The 16,328-nt window shown below is 72.3% G+C and carries 15 protein-coding genes; 8 read left to right on the forward strand and 7 right to left on the reverse strand.

Annotation, left to right across the window (positions count from 1 at the left end; genetic code table 11):
- Positions 1-202: 202 nt before the first annotated feature.
- From M8C17_RS23680 to M8C17_RS23700, 5 genes are all read left to right on the forward strand, one after another.
- Positions 203-619, forward strand: a complete 417-nt coding sequence (locus M8C17_RS23680) for an FHA domain-containing protein (RefSeq protein ID WP_252418762.1) — start codon at positions 203-205, stop codon at positions 617-619.
- A 109-nt stretch (positions 620-728) separates the two neighbouring features.
- Positions 729-1,790, forward strand: coding sequence for an alpha/beta fold hydrolase (locus M8C17_RS23685; protein ID WP_252418763.1), 1,062 nt, complete (start codon positions 729-731; stop codon positions 1,788-1,790).
- A gap of 132 nt (positions 1,791-1,922) precedes the next feature.
- Positions 1,923-3,713, forward strand: coding sequence for a 3-hydroxyacyl-CoA dehydrogenase family protein (locus tag M8C17_RS23690; protein WP_252418764.1), 1,791 nt, complete (start codon positions 1,923-1,925; stop codon positions 3,711-3,713).
- Positions 3,714-3,789: 76 nt separating this feature from the next.
- Complete coding sequence (locus M8C17_RS23695) at positions 3,790-4,119, forward strand: hypothetical protein (RefSeq protein WP_374558957.1); 330 nt, start codon at positions 3,790-3,792, stop codon at positions 4,117-4,119.
- 86 nt (positions 4,120-4,205) lie between these two features.
- A complete protein-coding gene (locus tag M8C17_RS23700; protein WP_252418765.1) occupies positions 4,206-5,015 on the forward strand; it encodes an alpha/beta hydrolase in 810 nt (269 codons plus the stop codon).
- Positions 5,016-5,027: 12 nt separating this feature from the next.
- Here the strand turns inward: M8C17_RS23700 and M8C17_RS23705 are convergent, their stop codons facing one another.
- From M8C17_RS23705 to M8C17_RS23715, 3 genes are all read right to left on the reverse strand, one after another.
- Positions 5,028-6,128: an AI-2E family transporter gene (locus tag M8C17_RS23705; protein ID WP_374558979.1), complete on the reverse strand. Its 1,101-nt coding sequence runs from the start codon at positions 6,126-6,128 to the stop codon at positions 5,028-5,030.
- 88 nt (positions 6,129-6,216) lie between these two features.
- Positions 6,217-6,411: a DUF397 domain-containing protein gene (locus tag M8C17_RS23710; protein WP_252418766.1), complete on the reverse strand. Its 195-nt coding sequence runs from the start codon at positions 6,409-6,411 to the stop codon at positions 6,217-6,219.
- Positions 6,402-7,181 (reverse strand): helix-turn-helix transcriptional regulator, encoded by a 780-nt coding sequence (locus M8C17_RS23715; RefSeq protein ID WP_252418826.1) that lies wholly within the window; start codon positions 7,179-7,181, stop codon positions 6,402-6,404. The genes M8C17_RS23710 and M8C17_RS23715 overlap by 10 nt, the downstream gene beginning before the upstream one ends.
- Before the next feature lie 386 nt (positions 7,182-7,567).
- Here M8C17_RS23715 and M8C17_RS23720 point away from each other — a divergent pair, with 386 nt between their 5' ends.
- A complete protein-coding gene (locus M8C17_RS23720) occupies positions 7,568-7,858 on the forward strand; it encodes a hypothetical protein (protein WP_252418767.1) in 291 nt (96 codons plus the stop codon).
- Between the two features lie 43 nt (positions 7,859-7,901).
- Here M8C17_RS23720 and M8C17_RS23725 read toward each other — a convergent pair whose 3' ends face one another.
- The 4 genes from M8C17_RS23725 to mce form a co-directional block, all read right to left on the reverse strand.
- The gene (locus tag M8C17_RS23725; RefSeq protein WP_252418769.1) at positions 7,902-10,037 is read right to left on the reverse strand and encodes a hypothetical protein; all 2,136 of its coding nucleotides are present in this window, start codon (positions 10,035-10,037) and stop codon (positions 7,902-7,904) included.
- 177 nt (positions 10,038-10,214) lie between these two features.
- A complete protein-coding gene (locus M8C17_RS23730; protein ID WP_252418770.1) occupies positions 10,215-11,477 on the reverse strand; it encodes a DivIVA domain-containing protein in 1,263 nt (420 codons plus the stop codon).
- Between the two features lie 285 nt (positions 11,478-11,762).
- A complete protein-coding gene (gene ccrA / locus M8C17_RS23735) occupies positions 11,763-13,118 on the reverse strand; it encodes a crotonyl-CoA carboxylase/reductase (RefSeq protein WP_252418827.1) in 1,356 nt (451 codons plus the stop codon).
- 385 nt (positions 13,119-13,503) lie between these two features.
- Positions 13,504-13,977: a methylmalonyl-CoA epimerase gene (mce, locus tag M8C17_RS23740; RefSeq protein WP_252418771.1), complete on the reverse strand. Its 474-nt coding sequence runs from the start codon at positions 13,975-13,977 to the stop codon at positions 13,504-13,506.
- A 62-nt stretch (positions 13,978-14,039) separates the two neighbouring features.
- Here mce and M8C17_RS23745 point away from each other — a divergent pair, with 62 nt between their 5' ends.
- The gene (locus tag M8C17_RS23745; RefSeq protein ID WP_252418772.1) at positions 14,040-15,239 is read left to right on the forward strand and encodes an acetyl-CoA C-acetyltransferase; all 1,200 of its coding nucleotides are present in this window, start codon (positions 14,040-14,042) and stop codon (positions 15,237-15,239) included.
- Positions 15,236-16,240 (forward strand): methylmalonyl Co-A mutase-associated GTPase MeaB, encoded by a 1,005-nt coding sequence (meaB, locus tag M8C17_RS23750; protein ID WP_252418773.1) that lies wholly within the window; start codon positions 15,236-15,238, stop codon positions 16,238-16,240. The genes M8C17_RS23745 and meaB overlap by 4 nt, the downstream gene beginning before the upstream one ends.
- The last annotated feature ends 88 nt before the right edge of the window (positions 16,241-16,328 follow it).

Raw genomic sequence — 16,328 nt, forward strand, 5'->3', positions numbered from 1 at the left:
GCGCGACGGGAGTCGCTTCGACCGGGCCGCTCGTTGATCAGAGCAGGCCAGGCTCTTGATCGCAGACGCTGTCCGCCCGAATCGTGGATCGGGAGATGGCCGGGAGGTGGCGAGGAGCTGACCGCCGGGCGGTATTGACGATTACCGTCTGATGGCAGGCTGACGCGCGGAGTGATGGTGTGGGCTGGAGGGCTGACTGTCCATGGAGGAACATCCGGAACTGATGCCGCTGTTGACGGTCGCCGGTGGGCCGATGCGCGGGGCGAGCTTTCGACTGCGGGTCGAACCGCTGGTGATCGGTCGGGCGCCGAACGGCCATGTCGTCATCAACGACCCGCACCTGAGCCGTCGGCACGCGGAGGTGTGGCTGGCCGCCGAGGGCGCGTCGCTGCGGGATCTGGGCTCCACCAACGGGACGTGGCTCAACGACCGCCGGATCACCGAGGTGGAACGGCTCTCCGACGGCGACGTGATCCGGCTCGGCCGCACCGAGCTCCGTCTGTTCGACCCGGGGGTGGCCCACACCGACCCGGTCGGGCTCAGCTTCGGCCCGTCCCGGCGCGACATCCGGCCGACGCTGCCCCTGCCGCTGGCCACGCCACCGACCGGACGCCGCTGACGCGCCTGCCGAGGCATGAGCCGAGGGGCGGTCCGGCACATCCGCGCCGGACCGGCGATGGCTGCCCGGCACATGGACGGGCGTCGGCGGGCGTGGCACCATCCCGCGCATGGAGACCGAGCAGCGGACCGTGACGGCGAACGGCATCACCCAGGCGGTACGGGTGGCCGGCCCGCCGGACGGCGTGCCGGTGCTGCTGATCCACGGCAACTGCTCGTCCGCCCTGTTCTGGGAGCCGCTGGTCCGGCGGCTGCCGCCGACGCTGCGGGTGGTCGCCCCCGACCTGCGCGGCTACGGCGACTCCGAGACCGCCCCGGTGGACGCCACCCGAGGGCTGGGGGACTTCGCCGACGACGTGGCGGCCCTGCTGGACGACCCGACGCTCTTCGGCGCCGACGCCCGCCCGGTGGTGGTCGGGCACTCCCTCGGCGGGGGCGTGGCGATGCGCCTGCTGGTCGACCACCCGCACCGGGTGGGCGCGCTGCTGCTCGCCGCACCCGTCTCGCCGTACGGCTTCGGTGGCACCCGCGACCTGGTCGGCACGCCGACCACCCCCGACTTCGCCGGGACCGGCGCCGGCACGGCGAACCCGGACTTCGTCGCCCGGCTGGCCGCCGGTGACCGGAGCGCCGACGCCCCGGCCAGCCCGCGCGCCGTGCTGCGGGCCACCTATGTGGCCGATCCGGCGTCGCTGGGCGAGGACGAGGAGTTGCTGCTGGACACGCTGCTCTCCACCGCGACCGGGGACGACAACTACCCGGGCACGGCGGCGCCGTCGGACAACTGGCCGGGCATGGCGCCGGGGGAGCGCGGGGTGCTCAACGCGCTCGCGCCGTCGTTCTTCCGGCTCGCCGACGAGCTGGTGGCCGTCGCCGAGAAGCCCCCGGTCACCTGGGTACGCGGCGACGCCGACGTGATCGTCTCGGACACCTCGCTGTTCGACCTGGCGTACCTGGGCTCGCTGGGTGTGCTGCCCGGCTGGCCCGGTGAGCAGGCCTGCCCGGCGCAGCCGATGATCGGCCAGACCCGGGCGGTGCTGGAGCGGTACGCGGCGGCCGGCGGTGCGTACCACGAGGTGGTGCTGCCGGGGTGTGGGCACAGCCCGCACCTGGAGCGCCCGGCGGCGTTCGTCTCGGAGCTGCTGGCGCTGACCGCCGTCCCGGCCGGCTGAGCGCTGGCGGACGGCGGCGTCGTGGGTGAAATATGCCACGGCGTCTCGACAACCCAGCGTCACGTGGCAGACTCGCGCGCATAACCTTAGCGGCCGTTCAGTGGTCGTGCGGACTGTCTGGGGAGGCCGGTCGTGGCGCGCGAGTTCAGCACCGTTGGCGTGGTGGGGCTGGGCACCATGGGTGCCGGCATCGTCGAGGTCTTCGCCCGCAACGGCATCGACGTGGTGGCGGTCGAGATCTCCGAGCCGGCGCTGGAGCGCGGCCGGGCCACCCTCACCGGCTCCACCGACCGGGCGGTGGCCAAGGGCAAGCTCGCCGCGGCGGACCGCGACGCCCTGCACGAGCGGGTGCACTTCGCGGTCGGCCTGGACGCGCTGCACTCCGTCGACCTGGTCATCGAGGCGGTGCCCGAGCACCTGGACCTCAAGCAGCGGATCTTCGCGGAGCTGGACCGGGTCTGCCGGCCGGAGACCATCCTGGCCACCAACACCTCGTCGCTGAGCGTCACCGAGATCTCGGTGGCCACCACCCGGCCCAACCAGGTCATCGGCATCCACTTCTTCAACCCGGCGCCGGTGATGAAGCTGGTCGAGGTGGTGCGCACCGTGGTGACCTCGCCCGAGGTGGTCGCCGACGTCGAGGCCCTCTGCGCCCGGCTCGGCAAGGTCGACGTCACCATCAACGACCGGGCGGGTTTCATCGCCAACGCGCTGCTCTTCGGCTACCTCAACCACGCGGTCGGGATGTTCGAGGCGCACTACGCGACCCGCGAGGACATCGACGCCGCCATGAAGCTCGGGTGCGGCCTGCCGATGGGTCCGCTGGCGCTGATGGACCTGATCGGCCTGGACACCGCGTACGAGATCCTGGACACCATGTACCGGCGCGGCGGGCGGGACCGCCGGCACGCCCCGGTGCCGCTGCTCAAGCAGATGGTCACGGCGGGGCTGCTCGGCCGGAAGTCCGGTCGGGGCTTCTACACCTACGAGCGGCCCGGCTCGCCGGTGGTCGTACCGGACGAGGCGACGCCGCTGGCCACGGAGGCCGCGCTCGCCGACGGCGCGCGGGCCATCACCAAGGTCGGCGTGGTGGGCTCCGGGACGATGGCCACCGGGATCATCGAGGTCTTCGCGAAGGCCGGCTACGAGGTCGTCTCGGTGACCCGGGGGGCGGAGAAGTCCGCGAAGGTCTGCGAGGCGGTGAAGACGTCGCTGAACAAGGGCGTCGTACGCGGCAAGCTCGCCGAGGCCGACCGGGACGCCGCGCTGGGCCGGATCAGCTGGTCGGCCACGCTCGACCACCTCGCCGACGTCGACCTCGTGGTCGAGGCGGTGGTCGAGGAGCTGAGCGTGAAGAAGGCGCTCTTCGCCAGCCTCGACGAGATCTGCAAGCCCGGCGTCGTGCTGGCCACCACCACCTCGTCCCTGCCGGTCATCGACGTGGCGATGGCCACCCACCGGCCGGCCGACGTGGTGGGGCTGCACTTCTTCAACCCGGCGCCGGTCATGCCGCTGGTCGAGGTGGTCCGCACCATCCGCACCTCCCCGGAGACCACCGCCACCGCCCGGGCGGTCTGCGCCGCGCTGGGCAAGACCGGCGTGGTCTGCGGCGACCGGTCCGGGTTCATCGTCAACGCGCTGCTCTTCCCGTACCTCAACGACGCGGTGAAGATGCTGGAGGCCAGCTACTCCACGGCCGACGACATCGACCACGCCATGAAGCTGGGCTGCGGCTACCCGATGGGCCCGTTCGAGCTGCTCGACGTGGTCGGGCTGGACGTCTCACTGGCCATCCAGCGGGAGCTGTACCTGGAGCTGCGCGAGCCGGGCTTCGCCCCCGCGCCGCTGCTGGAGCACCTGGTCACCGCCGGCTACCTGGGCCGCAAGACCCGCCGGGGCTTCCGCGACCACTCGCACCGCTAGGCGGGGCCGAGCACCTGGACCAGCCCGCGACCTGGTGACCGCCCCGGGTCGTCCTGCCCGGCGGACCGTACGCTTGGTGACTGTGAGCCCCCGTCGCAACCGCCCTCGCCGGGACGAGAACGCCAACCTGGACGACGACCGGGTCCGGCAGGGTGTCGCCTCCGTGCAGCAGTGGACCGACGGCGCCTGGCAGGTACGCGGGATCGGCGCGGGCGCGTCGGTCAAGACGTACCGCTGTCCCGGCTGTGACCAGGAGATCCGGCCCGGGGTGGCGCACCTGGTGGCCTGGCCGGCCGACGGCCTGGGTGACCTGACGGACCGGCGGCACTGGCACAGCGGCTGCTGGCGTGCCCGGGACCGGCGCGGCCCGGCGGTGCAGCGCGGCCGGGGCACTCCGCGCTACTGAAGCGACGCCGCGCTACTGAAGCGACCTGGATCACCCTGTTCGTGCCTGGGCGGGCGGCGGCGGCGAGTTCGCGACAGACTTGACCGGTGAGCACACCGATCCGCGCGTCGTCGATCCTGCCCGGCCGCCGGGAGGACATCGAGCTGCACACCGCCGACGGTCTGCGGCTGGTCGGTGAGTTGGCCCTGCCGGCCGACCGGCCGCCGGTCGCCACCCTGGTCTGCCTGCACCCGCTGCCCACCCACGGCGGGATGATGGACAGCCACGTGTTCCGCAAGGCGGCCTGGCGGCTGCCCGCCCTGGCCGACCTGGCGGTGCTCCGGTTCAACACCCGGGGGACCAGCAGCCTGCGCGGCACCAGCGAGGGCGCCTTCGACGGCGCCGTCGGCGAGCGCTACGACGTGGCCGCCGCCATCGAGTACGCGGAGTTCGCCGAGCTGCCCAACATCTGGCTCGTCGGCTGGTCGTTCGGCACCGACCTGGCGCTCAAGTACGGCTGCGACCCGGCGGTCGCCGGGGCGATCCTGCTCTCCCCGCCGCTGCGCTTCTCGACACCCGACGACCTGGCCACCTGGGCCGGTTCCGGTCGGCCGCTGGTGGCCCTGGTGCCCGAGTTCGACGACTACCTGCGCCCGGCCGAGGCCGGGGAGCGGTTCGCCGCCGTGCCGCAGGCCGAGGTGGTCGGGGTGCCGGGCGCCAAGCACCTGTGGGTCGGCGACGCGGAGACGGTGCTCGACGAGATCGTCCGCCGGGTCAACCCGGAGGTCACGGTGCCCCTGCCGACGACCTGGGACGGCCCGATGGAGGCCGGGGACGTCAGCGCGTACGCCGACCGGACCGTGGCGTCGTTCGCCGACACCCCCGTCCCCGGTCCGCTCGCCAATCAGGCCGACTGACCCGAGGCCCGGTCAGCGGGTCTCCTGCCGGGGGAGCACCACCTCGCGCAGGATCAGTTGCAGCGCGGCCACGGTGGGGATGGCGATCAGCGCGCCCACCACACCCAGCAGCGCCACCCCGAGCAGCGCGGCCAGCAGGGCGGCCACCTCGTTGACCTCCACCGAGCGCCGCATCACCTTCGGGTAGATCAGGTAGTTCTCCACCTGCTGGTAGATCAGGAAGAACACCGCGCAGGCGATACCCGTGGGCAGGTCGGTGGCGAAGCCGACCAGGCTGACGATCACCGCTCCCAGCGTGGCGCCGATCTGCGGGATCAGGTCGGTCACCGCGACCACCACTGCCAGCGCGAAGGGGTACGGCAGACCCACCACCAGCGCGAAGACGAAGGTGGTCGCGCCGGCCAGCACCGCGATGCTCAGCGCACCGACCATGTACGCGCCGACCTTGGCGAGGATCTCGTCGCCGATCAGCTGCACCCGCTCCCGCCGGGACCGGGGCACCAGCGCGTAGCCCAGGGAGCGCAGCCGGTTGAAGTACGCCAGGAAGTAGATGGTCAACACCAGCACGGTCAGCGTCCGGAACACCGTGCCGAAGATCAGTTGGGCGCCGCCGAGCACCCCGCCGAGGGCCCGGCCGACGTTGTCCGCGTTCGCCGCGCTCTGCGCCCGCTCCACCAGGCCGAACCGCTCCACCAGATCGTTGACCGTCGGGTTGCGGCGCAGCTCCTCGACGTAGCTGGGCAACTGGTCGATGAACTGCCCGGACTGCGTCACGATCGGCGGCACCAGCGCCACCACGCCGCCACAGAGCAGCAGCACCACCGTCAGCGCCACCACCGCGACCGCCAGGCCGTGCGGCACCTTCCAGCCGCGCAGTCGGACCACCGCCGGGTTGAGGCCGACCGCCAGGAAGAGCGCGATCGCCACCAGCACCAGGATGCCGCCGGCGTTGCGGACCCCCAGATAGAGCGTGTACGCGAGCAGCACGCCGACCGCGCCGGTGAAGCCGATCAGGAAGCTGTTGCGCCGCAGCGGACGCCCCGGCGTGCCGAACTTTCCCGACGGGACGGCCGGCGGCTCGTCCGGGTCGACCTCCGGGGTCGGGACCGGCACCGGGATGGGTGCCTCGTCCGCTGGACGGCCAGGCGTCGCGTCCGGGTCGTCGGCGGGCTGGCCGTGCTGCGGCACCAGGACCTCCGGGTCAGGCGGCGGGTCGACGGGCGGCGGCGACGAACGCCTGCCAGGCGGCCGGCGCGAAGACCAGCACCGGGCCGCTCGGGTCCTTGCTGTCCCGCACGCCCACCACCCCGGGCAGATTGTCCGCCACCTCGACGCAGTCGCCCCCGCTCACGCCGCTGCGGGTGGACTTGCGCCATGCGGCGCCATTCAGCTCCATGTCGTCACGATCCTCTTCATCAGTTCGATGGACTGCCGGCGGGACAGGGCATCGTTCCGCACGCTCTCCCATCTCGCGAGAAGCGTAGCCAGACCATCCTCTGTGTCCACCACTGTGCCGCCAAGCTGGTTTTCCAGGTGACCGACCCAGCCGCCGTCCGCGCCTCGGGCCAGGACGAACGGGCCTGACAGTCCGGCGTACAGCCCGACCTCGGCGGGAACGATGTGCACGCTGACGTGGGGTTGCTCGGCGCAGGAGATCAGATGGGTTATCTGCTCGACCATCAGCCCGAGGAACTCCTCACCGGTGCGACGCAGCGTCAGCTCGTCGATGACGGCCACGAACTGCGGCGGCTCGGGCTGGACCAGGAGCGACTGACGGTCCATCCGGCCGGCCAGCAGCCTGTCCAGACCGTCTGCGCTGAGGGTATCGTCGCCCCGGAGGACCGCCCGGGCGTAGTTCTCGGTCTGGAGCAGGCCAGGTATCAGCGTGGGTTGGAAGCAGCGCAGTTGGCGGGCGCCACGCTCGGCGTCCAGCCAGGGCCGGAACCAGCTCGGCTGGCCGTCCCGCTCGGCGAGCTTGAGCAGGTGGACCAGCAGGCCGCCGGTGGCGAGCACCTCGTCGGCGCGGGCCAGGAAGAGCCGGTCCAGCGGGCGCTGACCCAGCTCCAGTGCGGACACCATCGAACCGGAGTAGTGCACCAGCCGGCCGAACTCCTCCTGGCTCATCCCGGCGGCGGTCCGCAGCCGGCGCAACTGGGCGCGGATCATGTCGGCCGTCGGCGCGGCGTCGCCTTCCACAGTGCCTCCGCAGGTAGGGGGTCGTCTCCACCGGCCGGCCCGGCGGGTCGCGCCACCGACGCAGCTACGCCGCTGGTCGCGCCGACGCCTTCCGACCGTAGTGGTGCGCTCAGCAGACTGTCACGTACCGGATCCGTGGTCGGTCGTTCCGGCCCGCCGCCATCCGGGCGCACGCGTCCCGTTTCCAGTCGAGGAGGTACCCCATGCCCATCTCCACCCGTGCCGGCCGCCGGCCGTCACAGGCCGTCGGGACGGCGCCGAGGTCGTCCACAGGCTGCTCGCCGGGTGCCGGTCGGCCTGGACGGGCGCGTACGCCGATGTGCGGGCTGCCGCAGCCGCGGCTCGGGCCGTACCCCATGCATCCCCGACCCTGCGGGGCGCGGACGCCGCACACCCCGCTGCGGCCCATGTGGTGCTGCCGGGCGGATGGCCGGCCGTGGCCGTGCGCGGACGCGCGACTGCTGCTCAAGGCGGAGTTCGACGCGGACCCGGCGGCCCTGACCATCTACCTGGCCGGGCTCTATCACGAGGCGGCGCACGACCTTTACCAGCTCAACCCCTACGACGGGCCGACGCCGCGGGAGCTGTTCGAACGTTTCGTGGCGTGGGGGCCGTTCCGTCGGCCGATCATCGACCCGCCCTCGTGAACGGCAACTGTCCAAGATTGCCGTGGCTGGTGCGCGGGAACCGTCATTCCTTCTCGACGGTGACCTTGCTGGGCTTGGCGCTGCGCTCGTCGGTGGTCGGCTTGGTGGGCCGCTTGCCGTTCTCGCCCGTGCTGGTGATCTTGGTGGGCTTGGCGCCCCGGCCACCCTCTCCCGGAACGGCGGCCACGGTCGGCTCGCCGTCCACTCCGGCGCTGGCCGTCCCGCCGTCGACGGTGGTCACCGGCTCGGCCACCGGCCGGGTCGCGGACTGCCCGGCCGGCTCGGGACCCGCGTTCGCCGGCTGCCGGGTGTCGGCGGGCTCGGCCTTGAGCCCGCCGGCGGCGGCTCCGGCGGCCGCCGGAGTGGCCTCGGCGGTCACCGTGGCGGGCGCGGTCGGCGCGTCGTCCCCGGCCACCGGCGCGGTCGGGCCGTCCCCGGAGGCCGGTGTGGTCGGGCCGTCCGCTGTGGTCGGTGCGGTCGCGGTCGCCCCCTCACCGGCGGCCGGCACACTCGCGGCACCGGTGCCGGTCGGGACGGTGACGGTCTGCAACCGCAGCTCGGCCAGCTGCCGCTGAAGCTCGTCGGACTCCTGCCGGGACTTCCAGGTCTCCTGCCGCAGGTCGGCGAGCTGCTGCTGGGCCTGGGCAATCTCCAGCATCACCTGGGCGAGCTGCTGCCGACCGGCGGCCGACTCCTGCTGGGTCGCCGCCAGGTGCTGCTGGGTGGTGGCGAGGTGCTGCTGCGTGGTGGCCGCGTACTCCTCGAACTGGCGGCGGGAGGCCGCGACGTGCTCGTCGGCCTTGCGGCGCTTGTCGCTCGCCTCGGTCTCGGCCCGGCTCAGCAGCTCGGCGGCCTCTTCCTCGGCCTGCCGGCGCATGGTCAGCGCATCCTGCTCGGCCGCCCTGCGGATCGCGTCGGCGCCCTGCTCGATCTCGTTCTTGCGGGTGGTGTATTCCGTCTCCAGCTCCTGCTGGCGGCTGCTGAAGGTGGTCTCCAGCTCCTGCTGGCGGCTCGTGAAGGTGGTCTCCAGCTCGTCCTGGCGGGACTTGTGCTGCTTTTCCAGCTCGTCGCGGCGCTTGGCGAACTCCTGCTCGGCGGTGGCCCGCCGCTGCGCCAGCTCCCGGTCGGCCGTCTCCCGCCGGGAGTTGACCTCCTGCTCCACACCGGCCCGCCAGGCGCCCAGCTCCTGCTGCGTCTGCGCCCGCGCCTGCTGCACGTACGCCTCGGTCTCGCTGCGCATCCGCTGCACGTACGCCTCGGTCTCGGCCCGGCTGCGCTTGGCCGACTCGGTGGCCTGCGTGATCAGCCGCTCCGCCTCCTGCTGGGCCTTCGCCCGGGTGGCGCGGCCGGCCATCGACGCGTCGTCGATGATCTGCTTGGCCTCCTGCTGCGCCTTGGCGTGGGTGGCCCGGCCGGCCTCCGTCGCGGTGTCGGTGAGCCGCTTGGCCTCCTGGAGGGCCTTGGCGTGCACCTCCTTGGCGGCGTCGCGCAGCTCGCTGGCCTCCTGCCGGGCGGTGGCCAGCGCCTCGCGGGCCGCCTCACGCAGCTTGGTGGACTCCTGCTGCGCCCGGCTGTGGATCTCCTTGGCCGTGTCCCGCAGCTGGGTGGCCTCCTGCTGGGCCTTCGCCAGCGCGTCCTGCGCCGCCTTGCGCAGCTTCGCCGACTCGTCCCTGGCCGACTGGAGGGTCGCGTCCGCCTCGGCGCGCCGGGCGGCGCTGTGCCGCTCCTCCTCGGCGCGCCGCGCGCCGAGGGCGATCTCGAAGTCCTTGAGTGCCCGCGCGGCCTGCTCGCGGGCCTCCTCGATGATGTTCTCGGCGGCGGCGCGACGGGCCTCGATCTCCTCGTTCGCCGCGGACACGATCGACTCGGCCTGCTCCTCGGCGAGGGTGAGGATCGACTCGACGCGGGGGCCGAGGTGGCGGAACGAGGCCCGGTCCACCACGTTCATCTGCTTGCGCACCTGGGTGAGGTCCCGCTGGAGCACCTCGACCTGGCCGGCGAGCTTGTGGATCTGTGTGTACGCCTGTTCCCGTTCGGCGGCGAGGGTCGCGATCTCGTGCTCGGCACGCGCGACGTACCGGTCGACCTGCTTCTTCTCGTATCCCCGCAGAGCGGACTCGAAGCTGGGCTCCGTCGTCACGTCCCCGCCGAGTGCGAACAGTTCCTCGCCGTGCGACATGCCCCCATCCTCACACGCATCGGCCCCTGCTGGGGCGATACGGACGCCCCTTCTGGGACCTACTTCACTCGGTTCGGGACGCTGCATGTCAAGGGTTGGGAAACGCATACGGCGCGAGGTCACACCGGTCACCCGGTGTCACCTCGCGCCGTCGATGCCCCGACCTGACGCCTCGCGTCAGCCAGTGGTCTCCGCGGTCACCCGCTCCTGAGGGCCGTCAGCCTTCTTGGCCTCCGGCTTGGCCGCGGCAGCCGCCGCCGGCGGCACACCGGGGACGATGCCAGCGAGCCCGGAGAGCATCTGACCGAGCTGCGAGGTGACCGCGTCCTTCTGCCGGGTGAGGTCCTCGACCTCCCGGCGGGCGGCCTGGGTGGTCAGCTCAGCCTCGGTGCGGGCCTCGGTGAGCAGGCGCTGCGACTCGGCCTTGGCCTCGTTGAGCGTCTTCTCGGAGTGCGCCTTGGCCTTGTCGAGCGTCTCGGCGGCGCTGCGCTCCGACTCGACCCGGCGGGCCTCGGCGCGCTGCTCGATCTCCTTCGCGCGCTCCTGGGCGGCGCGGGCACGCTGCTCGGCCTCGCTGACCATCTTCTGGGTCTGCGCGACCTGGGCGGCGTGCCGCTCGGACTCCTCGCGCTCGGCCTTCTCACGCCGCTCGGCGAGCTGCAGCTCCAGGGCCTGTAGGTCCTTGTCGCGCTTGTCCCGCGCGTCGGTGAGCAGCTTGGTCGCCTCGGCGCGCTTCTCCTCGGCCTCACGGGCGGCCTTGGCCCGCTGCTGGGTGATCTCCCGCTCGGCGGTGGCCCGGAGGGTGGCCACCTCCCGCTCGACGGTCGACTTCAGCTCGGCCACCTCGTGCGCGGTGACGGTGCGCAGCTGCTTGGTCTCGCGGTCGGCGTCGGCGCGCAGCGTGTCGGCCTCGCGACGGGCCTGCACCCGGACCTCGGCGGCCTCGCGCTCGGCGGCGGTGCGCAGGTTGCCGGCCTCGCGCTCCGCGCTGGCCTTCATCGCGGCGGCCTCGGCGCGAGCCTTGTCCGTGATCTCACGGGCCTCGAGGCGGGCGGCGGAGAGGATGCCCTCGGACTCGCGCTTGGCCTCGTTGCGGTGGTCGTTGGCCTGCTCCTCGGCGAGCCGGAGGATCTGCTCGACGCGGGTGCCGAGCCCGGAGAGGGTGGGCCGGCTGTTCTCTTCGAGCTGCTTGTTCGTGTCGGTGAGCTTCTGCTCCAGCGCACTCATGCGCTGCTCGGCTTGGCGGAGGCGACGCTGGGCGTCGTTCATCCGCTGCTCGGCCTCGGCACGGGCCTGCTCGGACTGGGTCAGCGCGGCGGTCATCCGGCCGAGGAAGTCGTCGACCTGGTGAGTGTTGTAACCGCGCAGGCCAACGGTGAAATCTGGCTGCGAGTTCGCGTTATCGAAGAACGCGAGAGGGGAGGACTGCTGCTGGGGCATTGGGACATACTGGCAGACGCCCCAGGGTGCTTCGCAAGAGCGGTGCGGAGCTTTCGTGTCCTCTTTACATGGTCAACTCCCGCTCTCGGCGAGGCCGGACCAATGGGCGATCTTGGCAGGTCCCGGGCGGGACGGACGCCACGCAGCGTGACGCGGAAAAGGGCCACGGGGTGCCCCCGTGGCCCTTTGTTCGATCCGGCTGGCTATCCCGCAATTGAGGTGGAAGAACAATGCCCGTTCGCCACATTGGCCATCCGGTGCTCGTCCGTCCGGCCGGTGGCCCGGTCAGTGCCCCCGGAACCGGTTGATCGCGTCCTCGTGCCGGGCCCGCAGCTCCCCGTCGCGTACGCCCAGACCGTCCGTGGGAGCGAGGCAGCGCACCCCGACCTTGCCCTGGTGGGCGTTGCGGTGCACCTCGTACGCCGCCTGGCCGGTCTGCTCCAGGGGATAGGTGCGGGACACCGTCGGGTGCACCTTGCCCAGCGCCACCAGGCGGTTGGCCTGCCACGCCTCGTGGTAGTTGGCGAAGTGGCTGCCGACGATCCGCTTGAGGTGCATCCACAGGTAGCGGTTGTCGTACTGGTGCTGGAATCCGCTGGTGGAGGCACAGGTGACGATCGTCCCGCCGCGCCGGGCCACGTAGACGCTCGCGCCGAAGGTCTCCCGCCCGGGGTGCTCGAAGACGATGTCGGGGTCCTCGCCGCCGGTCAGCTCGCGGATCCGCTCACCGAAGCGCTTCCACTCGTTCGGGTCCTGGGTCTCCTCGTCCTTCCAGAACCGGAAGCCCTCCGCCGCCCGGTCGATGACCAGCTCCGCGCCCATCCGGCGGCACAGCTCGGCCTTCTCGGGCGAGGAGACGACGCAGACCGGGATCGCGCCGCCGTTCAGCGCCATCTGGGTCGCGTAGCCGCCGAGGCCGCCGGAGGCGCCCCAGATCAACACCACGTCGCCCTGCTTCATGTTGGCCCCGTGGTGCGAGACCAGCTGCCGGTACGCGGTGGAGTTGACCAGCCCCGGGCTGGCCGCCTCCTCCCAGGTCAGGTGCCGCGGCTTGGGCATCAGCTGGTTGGCCTTGACCACGGCCAGCTCGGCCAGCCCGCCGAAGTTGGTCTCGAAGCCCCAGATCCGCTGCTGCGGGTCGAGCATGGTGTCGTCGTGCCCGGCCGCGTCCTCCAGCTCGACGGAGAGGCAGTGCGCCACGACCTCGTCGCCGGCCGCCCACCGCGTCACCCCCGGCCCGGTGCGCAGGACGACGCCGGCCGCGTCCGAGCCGACCACGTGGTACGGCAGGTCGTGCCGGCGGGTCAGCTCGGAGACCCGGCCGTAGCGCTGGAGGAACTTGAAGGTGGACACCGGCTCGAAGATGCTGGTCCACACCGTGTTGTAGTTGATCGCGCTGGCCATCACCGCGACCAGCGCCTCGCCCGGCGCAAGCTCCGGCGTCGGCACCTCCTGCACGTGCAGCGCTTTGCGGGGGTCCTTGTCCCGGGTGGCCATGCCGTCGAACATCCGGGCCTCCTCGGCGCGGACGACGACACCCCGGTAACTCTCCGGTACGGGCAGCCCGGCGACACCGGCCAGCTCGCGGTCCGGATCGCTCGATTCCTCCGCCGCCATGATTGCTTCGAGGATGTCCTGCACGGTGACCTCCGGTTCGTCCGCACCCGCACGGGCCCGGGTGCTGCCATCGTCGGCGCCGGTGGGCACGACCGCCATGTCGGCATTCGACACATCCGGCACCGGTCGCGCTCCTGTGGGCCGGGACGTTACTGAACGGTAGCTAAAGCCGGAAGTCCTCTGTGAAAAACTGCATCGACCGATGCGTGAAGGTGTCCGACGACCCCGCCAACCGCGCACTGCCGTGCTTGCGGGGCCGCTCTCGGGGCCTCCACGCGGTCCGTGGGGGCAACAACATCAGGGATGTAGTTGCCTCGCGGGGCGGCGGAGGCGACTACATCCCTGATGTTGTGCGGATCTTGCGGCGCCGCGCGGCGCCGGCGGCGCGGGTGGTGCGGCGTTCGGCGGGTCAGTGCGTGGCGGCGGGTTCGACGAGTTCGACCAGGACGCCTCCGGCGTCCTTCGGGTGCACGAAGTTGATCCGGGAGTCGGCGGTGCCGCGCCGTGGGGCGTCGTAGAGCAGCCGCATCCCCCGCGCCCGCAACGCCGCGCAGGCCACGTCGATGTCCACCACGGTGTACGCGACCTGCTGCACGCCCGGCCCGTTGCGGTCCAGGAACTTCGCGATCGTCGACTCCGGGGTGAGCGGGGCGAGCAGCTGCACGCAGCCGCCCTCGGCGGTCGGGCCGACGGCCAGCATCGCTTCCCGAACGCCCTGCTCGGCGTTGGTCTCGGTGTGTACGCAGCGCATCCCGAACGTCCGCTGGTAGAAGTCGATCGCGGCGTCCAGGTCGGCCACGGCGATCCCGACGTGGTCAATCTTGCGAAGCCCGATGTCTGTGACGTAGTCCGCACCGGGCTCGGCGGGGGAGTTCTCAGCCATGGCGCTAGTCTGACCGAACAATCGTTAAGGCGTACAGCTCGGCACCCCCCTCGGAGGCAGGCATGGCTTCGGTGATCGTCAGCGGCGCGCGGACCCCGATGGGGCGGCTGCTGGGCAACCTCAAGGACCTCCCGGCCACGAAGCTCGGCGGGATCGCGATCAAGGCGGCGCTGGAGCGGGCCGGGGTCAGCCCGGACCAGGTCCAGTACGTGATCATGGGGCAGGTGCTCCAGGCCGGTGCCGGTCAGATCCCGGCGCGGCAGGCGGCGGTCGAGGCCGGCGTGCCGATGTCGGTGCCGGCGCTGACCATCAACAAGGTCTGCCTCTCCGGCCTGGACGCGATCGCCCTGGCCGACCAGCTGATCCGGGCCGGCGAGTTCGACATCGTGGTGGCCGGCGGCATGGAGTCGATGACCAACGCCCCGCACCTGCTGCTGGGCCAGCGCTCCGGTTACAAGTACGGCGACGTGGTGGTCAAGGACCACATGGCGCACGACGGGCTCAGCGACGCCTGGGACTGCTGCTCGATGGGCGAGTCGACCGAGCGGCTCGGCGCCCGGCACGGCATCTCCCGCGAGGAGCAGGACGCCTTCGCCGCGGCCAGCCACCAGCGGGCCGCCGCCGCGCAGAAGAACGGCCACTTCGCCGACGAGATCACCCCCGTGGTGATCCCGCAGCGCAAGGGTGACCCGCTGGTGATCAGCGAGGACGAGGGGATCCGCCCGGACACGACCGTCGAGTCGCTGGCCAAGCTGCGTCCCGCGTTCGCCAAGGACGGCACGATCACCGCGGGCAGCTCGTCACCGATCTCCGACGGCGCCGCCGCGGTGGTCGTGATGAGCAAGGCCAAGGCCAAGGAGCTGGGGCTGACCTGGCTGGCGGAGATCGGCGCGCACGGCAACGTGGCGGGCCCGGACAACTCGCTGCACTCGCAGCCGTCCAACGCGATCAACCACGCCCTGAAGAAGGGCGGCCTGAGCGTGGCGGACCTGGACCTCATCGAGATCAACGAGGCGTTCGCCCAGGTCGGCGTGCAGTCCACCCGTGACCTCGGCATCGACCCCGACCGGGTCAACGTCAACGGCGGCGCGATCGCGCTGGGTCACCCGATCGGGATGTCCGGCGCCCGGCTGGTGCTCACCCTCGCGCTCGAGCTGAAGCGGCGCGGCGGCGGCACCGGCGCCGCGGCGCTCTGCGGCGGCGGTGGCCAGGGCGACGCGCTGATCATCCACGTACCGGGAAACGCAGCGGCCGACCAGTGAGTGAAACGGTCGAGCACGTTCCGGCGTCGGGCACCTCGTCGGTGCGCCGGAGCCGGGACGTACCGCTGCTGGTCGAGCGGGCCCGCGCGGGTGACCCCCGCGCGGTGGCCCGGCTGATCACGCTGGTGGAGAACGGCGACGAGCTGCTGCCGGCGATCGCCGCCGCGCTGGCGCCGTACGCCGGGCAGGCACAGGTGGTGGGGCTGACCGGTTCACCCGGGGTGGGCAAGTCGACCACCACGAACGAGCTGGTCCGTGCGCTGCGGGCGCGCGGGCACCGCGTCGGCGTGCTGGCGGTCGACCCGTCCAGCCCGTTCACGGGCGGCGCGATCCTCGGCGACCGGGTGCGGATGCAGGACCACGCCACCGACCCGGGCGTCTACATCCGGTCCATGTCCAGCCGGGGGCACCTGGGCGGGCTGGCCGCGGCGACTCCGCAGGCGGTTCGGGTGCTGGAGGGCGCCGGCTGCGACGTGGTGCTGGTCGAGACCGTCGGCGTCGGGCAGGCCGAGGTGGAGGTCGCCTCGCTGGCGGACACCACGCTGGTGCTGCTCGCCCCCGGCATGGGCGACGCGATCCAGGCGGTCAAGGCCGGCATCCTGGAGATCGCCGACGTCTTCGTGGTCAACAAGGCCGACCGGGACGGCGTCGACGCCACGGTCCGCGACATCCAGGGCATGATCGCCCTCGGTGAGCGCGGCCCGGGGCAGTGGCGGCCGCAGGTCGTCCGGGCGATCGCCGCGCGGGGCGAGGGCATCGACGACATCGCCGCGGCGATCGACAAGCACCGCGGCTGGCTGGTGGAGCACGGCGAGCTTCGCCGCCGCCAGGAGGCGCGGGCCGCCGCCGAGATCGAGGCCATCGCGCTCGGCGTGCTCCGTGCGCGGATCGGTTCACTACGCGACGGTACGGAGCTGCAGACCCTGGCCACCAAGGTCGCCGAAGGCGCCCAGGACCCCTACGCGGCAGCAGACACCCTGCTGGCCCAGCTCGCCCGCTGACCCCCGACCGCCGCGCCCATCCAGGGCTCGTCGTCGTGAGTGGGTCTCCACAAGCGACGATAGTCCCTAGATCCACGAGGCAGTAGGC

It is taken from the genome of Micromonospora sp. RHAY321, from assembly GCF_023896955.1.
In the GTDB taxonomy this organism is placed as follows: Bacteria; Actinomycetota; Actinomycetes; order Mycobacteriales; family Micromonosporaceae; genus Micromonospora.

What these genes read in the sequence shown, in the direction of transcription:
- M8C17_RS23720 (WP_252418767.1), top strand. Translation starts at nt 7,568, where the DNA reads ATGCATCCCCGACCCTGCGGGGCGCGGACGCCGCACACCCCGCTGCGG.
- M8C17_RS23710 (WP_252418766.1), bottom strand. Translation starts at nt 6,411, where the DNA reads ATGGAGCTGAATGGCGCCGCATGGCGCAAGTCCACCCGCAGCGGCGTG.
- mce (WP_252418771.1), bottom strand. Translation starts at nt 13,977, where the DNA reads ATGGCTGAGAACTCCCCCGCCGAGCCCGGTGCGGACTACGTCACAGAC.
- M8C17_RS23685 (WP_252418763.1), top strand. Translation starts at nt 729, where the DNA reads ATGGAGACCGAGCAGCGGACCGTGACGGCGAACGGCATCACCCAGGCG.
- M8C17_RS23725 (WP_252418769.1), bottom strand. Translation starts at nt 10,037, where the DNA reads ATGTCGCACGGCGAGGAACTGTTCGCACTCGGCGGGGACGTGACGACG.
- M8C17_RS23715 (WP_252418826.1), bottom strand. Translation starts at nt 7,181, where the DNA reads ATGATCCGCGCCCAGTTGCGCCGGCTGCGGACCGCCGCCGGGATGAGC.
- M8C17_RS23680 (WP_252418762.1), top strand. Translation starts at nt 203, where the DNA reads ATGGAGGAACATCCGGAACTGATGCCGCTGTTGACGGTCGCCGGTGGG.
- M8C17_RS23745 (WP_252418772.1), top strand. Translation starts at nt 14,040, where the DNA reads ATGGCTTCGGTGATCGTCAGCGGCGCGCGGACCCCGATGGGGCGGCTG.
- M8C17_RS23730 (WP_252418770.1), bottom strand. Translation starts at nt 11,477, where the DNA reads ATGCCCCAGCAGCAGTCCTCCCCTCTCGCGTTCTTCGATAACGCGAAC.